Origin of the sequence: Gordonia sp. L191 (genome assembly GCF_030077625.1) — a bacterium.
Taxonomy (GTDB): Bacteria; Actinomycetota; Actinomycetes; order Mycobacteriales; family Mycobacteriaceae; genus Gordonia; species Gordonia polyisoprenivorans_A.
In genome coordinates this window covers 2106936-2122568 of sequence record NZ_CP125996.1, presented here as the reverse complement: position 1 = coordinate 2122568, position 15633 = coordinate 2106936, and the positions used below count along the sequence as shown (strand labels likewise).

Annotated in this window: 11 protein-coding genes; all 11 read right to left on the bottom strand. The window is 68.1% G+C overall.

The window, feature by feature from the left end; genetic code table 11:
- Positions 1-58 precede the first annotated feature (58 nt).
- Complete coding sequence (locus QNM97_RS09545) at positions 59-3046, bottom strand: AMP-binding protein (RefSeq protein WP_283823149.1); 2988 nt, start codon at positions 3044-3046, stop codon at positions 59-61.
- A 122-nt stretch (positions 3047-3168) separates the two neighbouring features.
- The gene (argH, locus tag QNM97_RS09540; protein ID WP_283822521.1) at positions 3169-4611 is read right to left on the bottom strand and encodes an argininosuccinate lyase; all 1443 of its coding nucleotides are present in this window, start codon (positions 4609-4611) and stop codon (positions 3169-3171) included.
- A complete protein-coding gene (locus tag QNM97_RS09535) occupies positions 4604-5806 on the bottom strand; it encodes an argininosuccinate synthase (RefSeq protein ID WP_208791469.1) in 1203 nt (400 codons plus the stop codon). The genes argH and QNM97_RS09535 overlap by 8 nt, the downstream gene beginning before the upstream one ends.
- 134 nt (positions 5807-5940) lie before the next feature.
- Positions 5941-6453 carry an arginine repressor gene (locus QNM97_RS09530; protein ID WP_208791470.1) on the bottom strand — a complete coding sequence of 171 codons (513 nt, stop codon included), beginning with the start codon at positions 6451-6453 and terminating at the stop codon, positions 5941-5943.
- A complete protein-coding gene (gene argF / locus QNM97_RS09525) occupies positions 6450-7373 on the bottom strand; it encodes an ornithine carbamoyltransferase (protein WP_123928248.1) in 924 nt (307 codons plus the stop codon). The genes QNM97_RS09530 and argF overlap by 4 nt, the downstream gene beginning before the upstream one ends.
- Positions 7370-8575: an acetylornithine transaminase gene (locus QNM97_RS09520; protein ID WP_283822520.1), complete on the bottom strand. Its 1206-nt coding sequence runs from the start codon at positions 8573-8575 to the stop codon at positions 7370-7372. The genes argF and QNM97_RS09520 overlap by 4 nt, the downstream gene beginning before the upstream one ends.
- Entirely contained in the window at positions 8572-9567 is a 996-nt protein-coding gene (argB, locus tag QNM97_RS09515) for an acetylglutamate kinase (RefSeq protein ID WP_283822519.1), read from the bottom strand. The genes QNM97_RS09520 and argB overlap by 4 nt, the downstream gene beginning before the upstream one ends.
- The gene (argJ, locus tag QNM97_RS09510) at positions 9564-10823 is read right to left on the bottom strand and encodes a bifunctional glutamate N-acetyltransferase/amino-acid acetyltransferase ArgJ (protein WP_208791474.1); all 1260 of its coding nucleotides are present in this window, start codon (positions 10821-10823) and stop codon (positions 9564-9566) included. The genes argB and argJ overlap by 4 nt, the downstream gene beginning before the upstream one ends.
- Positions 10820-11857: an N-acetyl-gamma-glutamyl-phosphate reductase gene (gene argC, locus QNM97_RS09505; protein WP_283822518.1), complete on the bottom strand. Its 1038-nt coding sequence runs from the start codon at positions 11855-11857 to the stop codon at positions 10820-10822. The genes argJ and argC overlap by 4 nt, the downstream gene beginning before the upstream one ends.
- Positions 11858-11944: 87 nt before the next feature.
- On the bottom strand, positions 11945-14416 hold the full coding sequence (gene pheT, locus QNM97_RS09500; RefSeq protein ID WP_283822517.1) for a phenylalanine--tRNA ligase subunit beta: 2472 nt from the start codon (positions 14414-14416) through the stop codon (positions 11945-11947).
- A 44-nt stretch (positions 14417-14460) separates the two neighbouring features.
- Positions 14461-15537, bottom strand: coding sequence for a phenylalanine--tRNA ligase subunit alpha (gene pheS / locus QNM97_RS09495; RefSeq protein WP_208791476.1), 1077 nt, complete (start codon positions 15535-15537; stop codon positions 14461-14463).
- Positions 15538-15633 lie beyond the last annotated feature (96 nt).

The window sequence follows — 15633 nt, the reverse complement described above, 5'->3', positions numbered from 1 at the left end:
TTCCGCTTGTTCCCTTCGTTCGACGATCACGCGACACCGCGGTTGCTGCGTGTCGACCTCACCGTATCGTGCCGGTGGCTTCGCCCGCCGCTTCCGTCGCCGCGACAGTGTTCCACGCGATCTTGGCCGCCGACGACCTGGTGTACCTGCGGTAACGCCCCTCTGCGTCGCGATACCAGACCTTGGCGCCCGGCTGCGGCAACCCCTCACGGATGAAACCTGTCGCCATCGGTCGATATGAGTCCGATACCGGGATCTCGTCTACCACCCGAATCAGATGGGGCCGCTGCGGCGCCGGCAATTCACCGAGCGCCACACGCAACTTGGTCACGGTCAGCGACTCCTCCCTCATCGACGGTCTCAGTGTCAGGGCCGCGATCGCCAGCTGCGCACCGGGATCACCCACGCTGTAGGCGACGACCTGGTCGACGCCGTCCACCCGGGACAGCGCGTTCTCTATCGGTGGGAGATACAGGATCCCATCGGTCGAGCGCACCGCCGAGTCCGCCGAACCCATGAACCACAGGTCACCGTCGGAGTCGCGTCGGAACAGGTGGCCGGAGACCTCCCAACGGTCGTTGCGGCTGAACACATCTCGCAACACCGTCGAGGAGATGTCGAATCGATAGCGGGTGCGGGCCAGGAGGAGCCCGACCTCCCCCGCATCGGCACGCCGCACGAATCCGTTGGGCGCCACCTCCAGCCGTGCATTCTCGATGTCGAACGCGGCCACCTGGACCGGATTCGTCTCCGGCAGTTCACGTCCCATCGACCCCGCCTGATCGCCGGCCACATTGGCCAGAATCGCCGAACCGTCGGCGGTCGCGAAGAACTCGAGTACCCGTGCCCGCGGAAATGCCACCTGCACGTCCTCCCACAACCCGACGGGCATGCCCGACCCGATGAACAACCGGATGGGGTTGTGCTCGGCGATGTGGAAGTTCTCCGCCCGGACGATCTCGCGCATCATCGTCCACGTGTACGAGACGACCGTGATGCCGTAGCGGCGAACCTCCATGGCGAAGGTCTCGGCATCCACACCGTTGGACAGCGCAATCCGAGATCGTCCGACGACGGTCGCGCCGAGCGTTGTGAGCAGCCCCGACGCGTGATGCAGGGGCGGCAAGCAGTACACGGTGTCGCGGTCGGTCAGGCCCGCCGCCGACGCTGCACCGAACGCCGACATCGCAAACCGGTGGTTGGTGATGGGCCAGGTGGCGAGTTTGCCCTGCGACCGGGTGAAGAGAATGAACGCCAGATCGCCGGCCAACCCGGGGTCGGCGCGATACCACACCGGCATCTCGACCTCGTCGGGATCGATCTGTTCCATGTCGACGATCCGGTGGCCGTCGGCACGGTCGATCTCTCGGGTATCCCCGCCGCCTCCGCCCAGGATCAGTACCCGATCACTGTGCGCCGCAGCAGTGTCCAGGTTCTTCGGGTCGGTGATGACCACACCGCAGTCGGACAGACGCAACATCTCGTCGATGTCGCCCTCGGGCGAGAGCATCACCGCCACCGCACCCAAGCGCGACAGCGCCGCCACCACCACCAGGGCACTGGGGCGGGTGTCCATCAGCACACCGATGTGCTGGCCCGGGCGAATCCCGCAGGACACCAGGCCGGCGACGACGTTGTCGATACGGAGGTTGACCTGCGCGTGGGTGAGCACACGGTTCTCGAACAGGAACAGCTCTTTCTGGGCGCCGCGTTTGGCGTTCTCCGACATCAGCTTTCCCAGCGAGATCTGGGTTCCGGCCTGGATCTGGCCCAAGCGTAAGAGCCGCGGCACGGTACGCACGGACTCCTGGGCGACGGCGATCGACGACCGCTGCAGTGACGACGCGATGCCCATCAGATCGCGGGAGACCCCCGCGCCGGCGTCGGCGACGGCGCCGAGGCCGTGGGTGATCCGCGATGCCACGCTCACCCCCGATCCGCTACCGGGCTCGGGAACTGTCATCTCCTCCAGCGACGCCGGCCTCGGGCGCAGGCCGGACTGCCACCCGATCCACTGAGCGGTGATCGGCCACGTCTGGGCGCCCGAGGTGCTGCCGACGACGAGCCCGAAATGCCCTACGGGTACCCGTGATTCGTAGACCTCGGCGTCCGGGGCCGCTCGCACGATTCCGCGCACCGCGGCCGGCTGGCCGATGTCGTCGGCCTCGCCGACGAACGCGAGAATGGGACAGGTGATCTCGGCGAGAGTGACCAGTTCGCCGTTGATGACGAATCCACCGGACACCATGCGATTGTGAACGACGAACTGCCGCAGCAACTCCGCGATCGCCGGACCGGACCACGCGACCCAGCCGTCGGATTCGAGGAAACGCCGTTGATCTTCGCGCGGCAGGAGGGCGTCGCGGTCGTGGAGCTGGCGCAGGAAGTCCAGCCGGCTGCGTGCGGTCTTGACCGGGTCGAGCATCTGGAACCCCAAGCGCGCCAACCATCCCGGAACCCACAGATGACTGACCACGCGATCGGCGAGGATCTCGGCACCGGGGACCACCAGCCCGGCCGGGAGTCCGAGCGGCAACGCCGCGAGCACGTCCACGGGACTGCCGAAGGTGATCAGGCTCGCGAGTCCCTTGCTTCGTCGGTACGCAGCCGTCTGGTAGGCGAACATCCCACCCTGCGAATACCCGGCGAGGTGGACGTCCTTGCCCGTCGCATCGATGATCAGGTCGATCGCTCGGCTCACCGCGACCACGTGGTCGGCGAGGTCGCGTTCCATCCCGCCCTCGACGGTGTCGGGTGACCCGAAGTCGATCACCCATGGCACGATCCCGTGCCGGTGCAGGATCGACACCGCCCCGTTGTGCTCGGTGACGTCGTAGACGTTCGCCGACACCATCATCGGCGGGATGAGGACCACGTTCGGACCGTCGGCGTCGTCGCCGGGGAAGTACCGCCGCAGCTTGAACATCTTCTCGGTCTCCACGACCGCGAAGGGCGCGGGCTGGGTACCCGTCTCCAGACCTCCGAGGCGCAATACCTCGAGTCCGTTCTGTGCGGTTGCGACCACTCGGCCGACCACCGCGCCCACATCCGGAATTCCGCCCAATCGACACCCCTCCTCAGTGGGCACTCACTCTACCCACCCGATTCGGCAGACGGACCGCTATCGGCCAGTCCGTCCGCCGGCGCGTCGACAACGGGCGCGCCGAGCTATCCGACCGACACCCTGTCCTGCCAGAATGCGCGCTCTCGGGCGGTCTCCTCGGCCAGCACGTCGAGCTGTCGTCGAACCTGCCGGGGCGCGGTACCGCCGTGGGCGTCGCGCGACTCGATCGACCCGCGGACGGTGAGCACCTCACGGACCTGCGGGGTGAGCGCCGGATCGATTGCCGCGAAGGCCGCGTCGTCGAGTTCGTCGAGCCCGACCCCACGGTTCTCGGCCTCCCGGACGCAGGCCCCGGCGAGTTCGTGTGCAACCCGGAACGGAACGCCTTGACGCACAAGCCATTCGGCAATATCGGTGGCGAGGGTGAATCCGGCGGGCGCGAGTTCGGCCATCCGCTCCTCGTGGAACCGCAGGGTACCCACGAGCCCGGCGATCGCCGGAAGCAACAACTCGAGCTGGGCGACCGCGTCGAACAGTGGCTCCTTGTCCTCCTGGAGGTCCCGGTTGTAGGCCAGCGGTTGGGCTTTGAGGGTGGCCATGAGTCCGGTCAGGTCGCCGATGAGCCGCCCCGCCTTGCCGCGCGCGAGTTCGGCGACATCGGGGTTCTTCTTCTGCGGCATGATCGAGCTACCCGTCGACCACGCGTCCGACAGAGTCACATAACCGAATTCCGGTGTGCTCCAGATGATCACCTCTTCGGACAACCGCGAGAGATCGACGGCGATCATCGCGAAGACGAACGCGGCCTCGGCGGCGAAATCCCTCGCCGATGTCGCGTCGATCGAATTCTCGGCCGGCGCGTCGAAACCCAGTTCGGTGGCGATCGCGCCGGGATCGAGTCCGAGCGACGACCCGGCGAGGGCACCGGAACCGTACGGCGACACCGCGGTCCGCCGATCGGCGTCACGAAGGCGATCGATGTCGCGGATCAGCGGCTGGGCGTGCGCGAGCAGGTGATGCGCGAGCAGGACCGGCTGCGCGGCCTGCAGGTGGGTCTTTCCGGGCATCACCGCATCGGGATGCGCGGCGGCTTGGGTGGTGAGCGCGTCGACCACGTCGAGCACGCCGAGAGCGACCCGACTCATGGCCTCGCGCACCCACATCCGGAACAGGGTGGCGACCTGGTCGTTGCGCGACCGGCCCGCTCGCAGCCGTCCGCCCAACTCCGCGCCCACCCGCTCGATCAGTCCACGCTCGAGGGCACCGTGGACGTCCTCGTCCGACGGCGCCGGACCGAAGGTGCCATCGGCGACGTCGGCGGCCAGACGATCCAGACCGTCGAGCATCGCGGTGAGGTCGTCATCGCCGAGCAGTCCGGCCGCGTTGAGCACCCGCGCATGCGCCTTGGAAGCGCGGATGTCGAAGGGCGCCAGCACCCAGTCGAAATGCGTCGACTTGCTCAGCGCCGCCATTGCCGCGGCCGGGCCGTCGGCGAATCGGCCACCCCAGAGCGAACCCTCGTTGGTGCCGCCGGCCTTCTCACTCACCGATCAGATCCCGGCGCGCCGCGATCTTCGACGACAGACCGTGCAACTCGACGAATCCACGCGCCGCGGACTGATCGAAGCTGTCACCCTCGTCGTAGGTCGCGAGGTTGAAGTCGTACAGCGATTCGGCGCTGCGCCGACCGTTGACCGAGATGTGTCCGCCGTGCAGTGTCAGGCGGATGTCGCCGGAGACGTGCTCCTGGGTCGACTCGACGAAGGTGTCCAGCGAGCGCTTGAGCGGCGAGAACCACAGACCGTCGTAGACCAGTTCGGCCCACTTCTGGTCGGTGCGGCGCTTGAATCGCCCGAGTTCACGCTCCAGGGTCACGTGCTCGAGCTCTTCGTGCGCGGTGATGAGCACCATCGCACCCGGGGCCTCGTAGATCTCGCGGCTCTTGATACCCACGAGCCGGTCCTCGACCACGTCGAGCCGGCCGACGCCCTGAGCCCCGGCACGGCGGTTGAGCTCCTCGATGGCGTCGAGCACGCTCACCGGCCTGCCGTCGATGGCAATCGGGCGGCCCTTGTCGAAGGTGATGATGACCTCGTCGGGCGAGGACCAGTTGAGCGTCGGGTCCTCGGTGTAGGAGTAGACGTCCTTGGTGGGCGCGTTCCAGAGATCCTCGAGGAACCCGGTCTCCACCGCACGGCCCCACACGTTCTGGTCGATCGAGAACGGGGACTTCTTGGTGACGTTGATCGGGATCGCGTTCTCCTCGGCGAAGGCGATCGCCTTCTCCCGGGTCCAAGCGTAGTCGCGGACCGGGGCGATAACCTCAAGATCCGGTGCGAGCGAGGCGAATCCGACCTCGAAACGCACCTGGTCGTTGCCCTTGCCGGTGCAGCCATGAGCAACGACGGTGCCGCCGTGGTCGCGCGCCGCGGTCACCAGGTGCTTGGCGATCAGCGGCCGCGACAGCGCCGAGACCAGCGGATAGCGGTCCATGTACAGCGCATTGGAGGTGATCGCCGGCAGACAGTAGTCGTCGGCGAACTCGTTGCGCGCGTCGACGAGTACCGCCTCGACCGCACCGCAGTCGAGGGCTCGCTGACGCACGACCTCCATGTCCTCGCCGCCCTGGCCGAGGTCGAGCGCGACGGCGACGACCTCCTTGCCGGTCTCCCGGCCGATCCAGCTGATGGCGACCGAGGTGTCCAGTCCGCCCGAGTATGCAAGTACGACGCGTTCGGCCATGTCTTCAGTGAACTCCTGTTTCGAATGTGCACATCCATTCTCGGATGCGCGGTTGGCTGAGGGTGATCGGGGTCCGCGGAAGCGGACTCGCGGTGATCAGGGCTGGTTGTCGGGTCCCCTGCGACGTGCGGTTGTCACACGAGACCCTCGATTCGTCGGGCCAGTTCGGCGCCGTCGATCGGGTCACGGGCGCAGACGAAGATGGTGTCGTCGCCGGCGATGGTGCCGACCACGTCGGGCAGGCTCGCCCGATCGATCGCGCTCGCCAGATAGTGGGCCGCACCCGGCGGTGTCCGCAACACCGCGAGGTTGCCGCTGGCGTCGGTGGAGACGAGCAGTTCCGACAGCAACCGGGAGAGCCGATCGGTCCCGCCGAACACCCCGCGTACCGGCGACCCGTCCTCGGGCACCACATAGACGCCGACGCCGCCGTCGGCGGCACGCAGTTTCACCGCGCCGAGTTCGTCGAGATCGCGGGAGATGGTGGCCTGGGTGGCGTCGATGCCGCGGGCGGAGAGCAGATGCTGCAACTCCGACTGGCTGCGTACCTGGTTCTTGGCGAGGATGTCGACGATCAGTGCGTGGCGGCCGGCCCTGGTGGAGGCCAGCCGCGTCTCGGGATGTTCGGGTCTGCTCGACGCCGTCATCGGTGCTCCAGCAACCAGATCAGCAGCGCCTTCTGTGCGTGGAGCCGGTTCTCGGCCTCGTCGAACACCACACTCGCCGGACCGTCGATCACCTCGTCGGTGATCTCGTCGCCGCGATGAGCGGGCAGGCAGTGCAGCACAACGGCATCCGATGCCGCCTGGGCCAGCAGGTCGGCGTTGATCTGGTACGGCCGGAACGGGGCCTTGCGGTCTCTTCCGTCGTCCTCCTGCCCCATCGAGACCCAGGTGTCAGTGACCAGCACGTCGGCGCCGGCGACCGCGTGCACCGGATCCTCGATCACCTGGACCGACCCGCCGGTCAGCTGCGCACGTTTCTCGGTGTCAGCGATCACCGTGGGGTCCGGCGAAAAGCCCTCCGGCGCACTGATCGTCACATGCATCCCGGCGGTCACGCCGCCGAGCGCGAGCGAATGCGCCATGTTGTTCGCACCATCGCCGAGATAGGTCATCCGCAGTCCCGCGGCGGCTCCCTTGTGTTCGATGATCGTCTGTAGGTCGGCGAGGACCTGGCACGGATGGAAGCTGTCGGACAACGCGTTGATCACGGGAATTGTTGCGGTCGAGGCCATCTCGTCGAGACGATCCTGACCGAAGGTCCGCCAGACGATCGCGTCGACGAAGCGCGACAGCACCCGGCCGGTGTCGGCGAGCGATTCGTCACGACCGAGTTGGGTGGTCCGACCGTCGACGACGACGGCGTGTCCGCCGAGTTGGGCGATGCCCATCTCGAACGAGAACCTGGTGCGCGTCGAGTTCTTGTCGAAGATCACACCGACCCCGCGCGGGCCCTCCAACGGCCGACGTGCGTACGGGTCGCGCTTGACCTCCGCGGCGAGCGCGAGGACCTCGGCCTGCTCGTCGGGTGTCAGGTCGTCGTCCCGGAGGAAGTGGCGGGTCATGCCTTCTCCTTCGCATAGTGAGCTGCGGCATCGTGCGCTGCGGCATCGAGGAAACCCGGTAGGGCCGAAACGAATTCGTGACCCTGCTCCTCGGTGAGGATCAGCGGCGGCGCGAGGCGCACGACGTCCGGCGCGGGTGCATTGACGAGAAAGCCGCCGCCGCGCGCGGCGCTCTCAACCCGCGCGGCGATCGGCGCGGTGAGTGCGATCCCGAGTAGCAGACCGGACCCACGGACGTGGTCGATCAACGGATGCCCGAGATCCTCGACGCCGGTGGCGATCGCCTTACCGACCGCGGCGACATGGTCGAGCAACCCCTCGTCGTCGATCACCCGCAGCACCGCGAGTGCCGCCGCGGCGCTGACTGGATTCCCCCCGAAGGTGGTGCCGTGCTGACCGGGCGTGAACAGGTCGGCGGCGTCGCCGGTGGCGAGGCACGCACCGATCGGCAGACCACCCCCGAGCCCCTTGGCCAGGGTCATCACATCCGGGACGACGCCCACCGCTTGGTGGGCGAAAAACGTTCCGGTGCGTGCGATTCCCGTCTGCACCTCGTCGAGGATCAGCAACGCGCCATGCTCGGACGTGATCCGCCGGGCATGCGCGAGGTAGTCCGCCGGCGGCACCACCACACCGGACTCGCCCAGGATCGGTTCGAGAATGACCGCAGCCGTTCGTTCCGACACCGCCGACTCGAGCGCCGCCACATCGCCATAGGGCACGAAGTCGACACCGGGCGGCATCGGCTCGAAGGGCGCGCGCTTGGCGGGCTGTCCGGTCATGGCCAGCGCACCCATCGTTCGACCGTGAAATGCTTTGTCGGCAGCGATGATCTGCGGTCGACCGGTACGCCGGGCAAGTTTGAACGCCGCCTCGTTGGCCTCGGTTCCGGAATTGCAGAAGAACACCCGACCGGGCTGCCCGAACTTGTCGAGCAGCCGTTCGGCCAGCTCGACGACGCGCTCGTTGATGTAGAGGTTCGATACGTGCCCGAGGGTTCCCAGTTGGTTCGCGACCGCGTCGATGATCGCGGGATGGGCATGTCCGAGCGAGTTGACGGCGATTCCGCCGAGGAGGTCGAGGTAGCGGTTGCCGTCGGCATCCCACACGTGCGCGCCGGCGCCACGCTCGAGGGTGAGCGCGGGGGTGCCGTAGTTGTTCATCAGCGCGGTCGTCCACCGCTGCTGCCAGGGAGTGGTCATGAGGTCGTGGCCTTCGGATCAGAAATGTCGGGGTGAGCTCGCGATGCCGGTTCGGTGACCGAACCGGCGCCGGTTCGGTACGGCACGACGGTGGTGCCCGCCGAGTTCGACGTCAGCAGCTCGGCGAGCACCGCGTGCGGCACACGGCCGTCGATCACGTGCGCCGCACCGACCCCGCCGGTCACCGCCCGCAGGCACGCCTCCATCTTGGGCACCATGCCGGAATCGAGGCGCGGCAACAGCTTCGCGACCTGCTCGACGTCGATCCGCGACACCAACGACCCCCGATCGGGCCAGTCGGTGTACAGCCCCTCGACGTCGGTCAGCATCACCAACCGCGACGCACCGAGCGCTTCGGCGAGCGCGCCGGCGGCGGTATCGGCATTGATGTTGTGCACGACGCCGTCACGGTCCGGGGCGATCGTCGAGACCACCGGGATACGTCCGGCCGCAACGAGATCGAGCACCGCAGAGGTGTTCACCGACGTGATGTCACCCACCAGTCCGATGTCGGTGGCCACGCCGTCGACCATCACGGTCCGGCGTGTAGCGGTAAACAGGTGCGCATCCTCACCGGTCAGGCCGACGGCGTACGGACCGTGGGAGTTGATGAGTCCCACCAGTTCTCGCCCGACCTGACCGAACAACACCATCCGGGCGACGTCCATTACCTCGGGGGTGGTGACGCGGAACCCGCCGCGAAACTCCCCCGACAACCCCAGCCGCTGCAGCATCGCCGAGATCTGCGGACCGCCGCCGTGCACGACGACCGGGTGCATTCCGCAGGCACGCAGGAAGACCATGTCCGCGGCGAACGCACGCTTGAGCTCGTCGTCGACCATGGCGTTGCCGCCGTACTTGACCACCACGGTCGCACCGGCGAGTGCCTGCATCGCCGGCAGCGCCTCGGCGAGTACCTGCGCCTTGTCGATGCCGGTGCGATCGGCGCCCCCGGCATCCACGGTCCCGGGATTTACTCCGTCGGGGCTCATGACGAGTACGCCGAGTTCTCTTCGACGTAGGCATGCGACAGGTCGGTGGTGCGGATGGAACCGGACGCCCCTCCGAGTCCCAGCTCGATGCGCACGTCGATGTCGGCTCCGGACAGGTCCACCTCACGTGCGCCGGGTGCGCCGGCACCGTCGATGCAGACGGCGTTGCCGTTGAACGACACCGAGATCCGGTCGGGGTCGATGGTGACCGGCGCGATCCCCACCGCGGCGAGCACGCGACCCCAGTTCGGATCGGAGCCGAACAGTGCGGTCTTCACCAGCGAGTCGCGGGCCACGGTCCGTGCGATGGTGATCGCGTCGTCCTCGGTCCGCGCGCCGGCGACGGTGATGGTGACGCGTTTGGTGACGCCCTCGGCGTCGGCCATCAGCTGTGCGGCCAGATCGTCGCACACCGCCAGCACGGCGGCGTCGAGATCTGCTTGATCGACCGGGATCTGGCTGGCCCCGGAACTGAGCAACAGCACGGTGTCGTTGGTCGAGGTGGCACCGTCAACGTCGAGTCGATCGAAGGTCAGCGCCGTGGCCCGCCGCAGGGCGGTGTCGAGTTGCTCGGCGGACGCGCGAGCGTCGGTGGTCAGCACGCACAGCATGGTGGCCAGTGACGGGGCGAGCATTCCCGCGCCCTTGCCCATGCCGCCGACGTTCCATCCCTGGGGGTGGTGCAGCGCAACCTGTTTGGGCACAGTATCGGTGGTCATGATGGCGTAGGCGGCGTCGGTCCCCCCGGACAGGCCGCCCCCCATCTCGTGGACGATCTCGGTGACGCCGGCCAACACCTTGTCCATCGGCAGGCGGTCGCCGATCAGGCCGGTGGAGCAGACGGCGACCTCGACGGCACCGGTCTCGGTGCCCCAGTTGCTCAGCGCCTGTGCGACGGCCTCCGCGGTGGCGTGGGTGTCCTGGAATCCGCCCGGCCCGGTGCACGCGTTCGCGCCGCCCGAGTTGAGGATCACCGCACGCAGTCGGCCCGTGGTGAGCACCTGCTGCGACCACAACACCGGCGCTGCCTTGACCTGGTTGCGGGTGAACACACCGGCTGCGGCGTAGTCGGGGCCCTCGTTGAAGACCAGTGCAAGATCCTCCTTGCCGGATGCCTTGATACCGGCCGCGATACCGGCAGCCCGGAAACCGAGCGGGGCGCTGACGCCCTGCTCCCGCACCAATCGCGGTGCGTCCAGCGGCGCACCGCCGGCGATGCGATCGTCGGCGTCGATCCGATCATCCGATGTGGTCACGGTGCCACCCCCACGGTGCTCAAACCCTCGGTCTCGTCCCAGCCCAGCGCGAGATTCATCGACTGCACCGCAGCACCACTGGTGCCCTTGGTGAGGTTGTCGATCGCGCCGACCGCGACGAGAGTACCTGCGCGCTCGTCGACGGTCACCGCCAGCTGCACCGCATTGGATCCGATCACCGAACCGGTCGTCGGCAGGGCACCGGCCGGCAGCAGGTGCACGAAAGGTTCCTCCGCATAAGCCTTTTCATACACCGCGCGCACATCGTCAGAAGTCGCCGAGGTACGGGCGGTGCAGGTGGCCAGGATGCCCCGCGACATCGGGACCAGAACAGGGGTGAAGGACACGGTCACCGGCATGTCGGCGACAGCCGAGAGTGCCTGCGCGATCTCCGGTGTGTGCCGGTGCACACCGCCGACACCGTAGGCCCGTGCCGACCCGATCACCTCGGCGGCCAGCAGGTCGACCTTGGGCGAGCGCCCCGCACCGGAGGTCCCGCTGACGGCGACCACGGTGACCGCCGGCTCGATCAGCCCCGCGGCGACCGCCGGCAGCAGCGACAGGATCGAGACCGTCGGGTAGCAGCCCGGAACCGCGATACGACTGGCACCGGAGAGGACTTCGCGGTTACCCGGCAGCTCGGGCATGCCGTACGGCCAGGTGCCCGCGTGTTGTCCCCCGTAATACGCAGTCCAGTCGGCACTGTCGCGCAACCGGAAGTCGGCACCGCAGTCGATGATGAGCGTCGTGGGCGGAAGGGCATCCGCGATGGCTGCCGACGTCCCGTGCGGCAGGCCGAGGAAGACCACGTCGTGGCCTGCGAGGATCTCCGGCGTCGACTCCTGCAGCACGCGGTCGCCCAGCGGGAGCAGATGGGGATGAAGGGTGCCGAGCGTGCTGCCGGCGTTGCCACCCGCGGTCAGCGCGCCGATCTCCAGCTCACCCGAACGCAGTCGGGGGTGACGGCACAGAAGTCGCAGGATCTCACCGCCCGCGTAGCCGCTCGCACCGGCGACCGCCACCTTGATCGTCATGCAATCATTATGCATGGCGGTGCAAATCAATTCACACCGCCCCTGGTGGCCTCACCGCGACCGCGCGCAGACGTGGCCCTCACGCGATCAGCGCAAGCGCGCCCCGAGTCGTTCGCTCGCGGTTTCCACCGCCGCAAGTTTGGCGTTGCTCGCCTCGTCCTCGGTGAGCGTACGGTCCGCCGCGCGGAAGCGCAGCGCAAAGGTCAGCGACTTGTGTCCGTCGCCGACCTGGGCGCCGGTGAAGACGTCGAACAGCTCGATCGCCTCGAGGAGATCCCCAGCACCGTCGCGCAACGCCTTCTCGACCTCGGCTGCGGGCACCGGCTCGCCGACCACCACCGCGACATCCTGCAATACGGCCGGGAACACACTGATATTCGGCGCCGGCAGGTTCGCTGTCAGCGGCAGCGCATCGATGTCGATCTCCACCGCACACAGCCGTTTGGGGAGCCCGGCGCGTTCGAGGACCGCGGGATGTAGTTCACCTGCGTATCCGACGGTCGTCCCGTTCACGGTCACTCGAGCGCAGCGGCCGGGATGCCAGGGTCGATGATCGTCGGCCGACAACTCCACCGTCACGCCGGCGGCGCGGCCGATCGTGCGAGCCGCCTCGAAGGCGTCGAGATGATCCGCCGCGCGGCCCTGGCCCCACGGGCCCGCCGGGTCACGCAGCCCCGTCAGGACCGCGGCCACGTGCAGCGGCTGGTGCGGCAGCGAGGCATCGAGTGCGGCGATCTGCTCGTCGGTCGGGCGCCGGGCCACATCGACTGCCCCGACCGGAACGACGTTGTCTCCGGCGATCACGACCTGCCCCACGGTGAACAACGAGAGGTCACGCTGACCACGAGAGATGTTGCGCGCAGCCATTTCCAGCAGACCGGGCAACAGGGTCGTGTTGAGTTCCGGCCGATCGGACTCCAACGGATTGAGCACCTTCACCGTGCGTCGTCGCTCGTCGTCGGCCGGGAGATCCCACTGGTCGAAGATGCCGGCCGGCATGAACGGGTACGGCAGCACCTCGACGAAGCCGTCGAGGGCGAGTGTCCGGCCGATGCCGCGGCGCCGGCGCTGCGCGGGGGTCAGACCGGTCCCCGCGGGCGCGGTGGGCGGGACTGCCGGGATGTCCTCGAGACCCTCGAGTCGCAACACCTCCTCGACGAGGTCGGCACGCTGACGCAGATCGGGTCGCCACGACGGGGGGATCACCTCGAGCGGGTCGGTGCCGGTGACGGTACAGCCGACCTCGGTCAGTCGGGCCGCGGTGGTTCCGGGCGCATAGGTCACCCCGGCGGTGCGGTCGGGTTCGTCGGCGGCGATCGAAATCGGCTGCGGTGCATCGACAGGTACGCGAAGGTCCGACAGCGGGGAGGCGATCTCACCGCCGGCGAGTTCCACGATGAGCGTCGAACCGCGATCCGAGGCGACCGCGGTGATCTCGGGGTCGACGGTGCGCTCGAACCGTTTGGTGGCCTCCGAGGTCAGCTTGTGGCGCTTACCGGTCCGGAACACCCGAACCGGATCGAAGGTGGCCGACTCCAACAGAACCCGGGTGGTCTCCGAACCGACCTCGGTGTCGGCGCCGCCCATCAGCCCGGCCAGGGCGATCGGACCGCTGTCGTCGGCGATGACGACGTCCTCGGGATCGAGTGTGCGCACCACCCCGTCGAGGGTGGTCAGCTTCTCCCCCGCCACGGCGTTGCGCACGGTGACGGTTCCGGTGAGCTTGTCGGCGTCGAAGGCGTGCAACGGCTGACCGAGTTCGAGCATCACGTAATTGGTGACATCGACGATCGCCGAGATCGGCCGCACCCCGGCAACCATCAGGCGCTTCTGCATCCACCACGGCGAGATGGCGGTCGCGTCGACCCCGGCGATCAGGCGCGCGGTGTAGCGGGTGGCGGCGGAGCCCGGTTCGATGGCCACCGGCCACGGATCACCGCCGGCGACGAGGGCCTCGCCGGGCAGGCCCGGATCGATGAAGGGCACCGAGAAACTGCTTGCGAGTTCACGTCCGAGCCCGCGGACGGAGAAGGCGTAGCCACGGTCGGGGGTGACGTTGACGTCGATGGCGGTGTCGTCGAGTCCGAGAACCTCACGCGCATCGGCGCCCGGCTCGGCGGTGCCCGGTGCGAGGACGAGGATGCCGCTGTGGTCGGTGCCGATCCCCAATTCGGAGACCGAGCAGATCATTCCGTCAGAGATGCGCCCGTAGGTCTTGCGCGAGGCGATCTCGAACGGTCCCGGCAACACCGTACCGGGCAATGCCGCCACAATGAGGTCGCCCTCGGCGAAGTTGCGTGCACCGCACACGATTCCGCGGGGCTCGGCCTCGCCGACCGCGACGGTGCAGAAGCGGATGGGCTTCTTGAACTCGGTCAGTTCCTCGATCGTCTCCACCCGGCCGATGACCAGGGGCCCGGTGATCGTCGGGAAGACGTCGATGTCCTCGATCTCGAAGCCGACGCGCACGAATCCGGCGTCGATCTCCTCGACGGTCGCCGACCAGGTCGGGTCGCCGGCTCGCAACACCTCGGTGTACCAGGACTGTGGGGCACGCACGTCAATCAGCTACTTTCGATCGTTTGCGGTGTCGGGTGGCGAGATCAGATCGCAGGGCCGAACGGCAGGGAGAAGCGGACGTCACCTTCGACCATGTCGCGCATGTCGGAGATGTCGTTGCGGAACTGCAGGGTGCGTTCCAGGCCCATCCCGAATGCGAACCCGGAATAGACATCGGGATCGATTCCGCTGGCGCGCAACACATTCGGATTCACCATGCCGCAACCTCCCCACTCCACCCAGCCCGGGCCACCCTTCTTGGCGGGGAACCACACGTCGACCTCGGCGGACGGCTCAGTGAACGGGAAGTAGCTCGCTCGCATCCGCGTCGTGGTCTCGGGGCCGAACAGTGCCCGCGCGAAGACCTCGAGGGTGCCGCGCAGATTGGCCAGCGTCAGACCCTTGTCGACAGCGAGACCCTCGATCTGGTGGAACACCGGCGTGTGGGTGGCGTCGAGCTCGTCGGTCCGGAAGGTGCGACCCGGACATGCGACGTAGATCGGGACGTCGCGGGTGAGCATCGACCGCACCTGGACCGGCGAGGTGTGGGTGCGCAGCACCTGTCGCGACCCCTCGGGCGCGATGTAGAACGTGTCCTGCATCGAGCGCGCGGGGTGGTCGGGCAGGAAGTTCAGGGCGTCGAAGTTGTGGTGCTCGGTCTCGACCTCCGGACCTTCGGCGATCTCCCAGCCCATCGCCACGAAGACATCGGCGACCTGCTCGGAGATGACGGTGATCGGGTGACGGGCACCGAGTGGGCGTCGTCTGCTGGGCAGGGTCACGTCGACCGATTCGGCGACGAGGACGGCAGCGTCGCGCTCCGACTCGAGCTGGGCGGTCCGCGCGTCCAGGGCGGCCGACACCCGACCGCGAACCTCGTTGACGGTCTTGCCCGCCGACGACCGCTGGTCCTTCGGCAGGCTGCCGAGCGCGCGCCGGGCCAGTGCGATCGGTGAGCGGTCACCGAGATGCGCGGTCTTCGCGAGCGCGAGGGCATCGAGATCGCCCGCCGCCTCGAACGCCGACACCGCGGCGGAGGCGGCGGCGTCGAGTTCCGATGGTTCGGGGAACCGCAGGTCCTCGGAACCCTTGTCGGCGGGGCGGTCGGCTGAGCTGGCCACGGGTGGTGATCTCCTCGGTGTCGTCACGTCCGGATTGTCACGTCTGGCGGATCACGCAATGCGCGACGGCGGACATCGACATCCCAGACTAGTCGA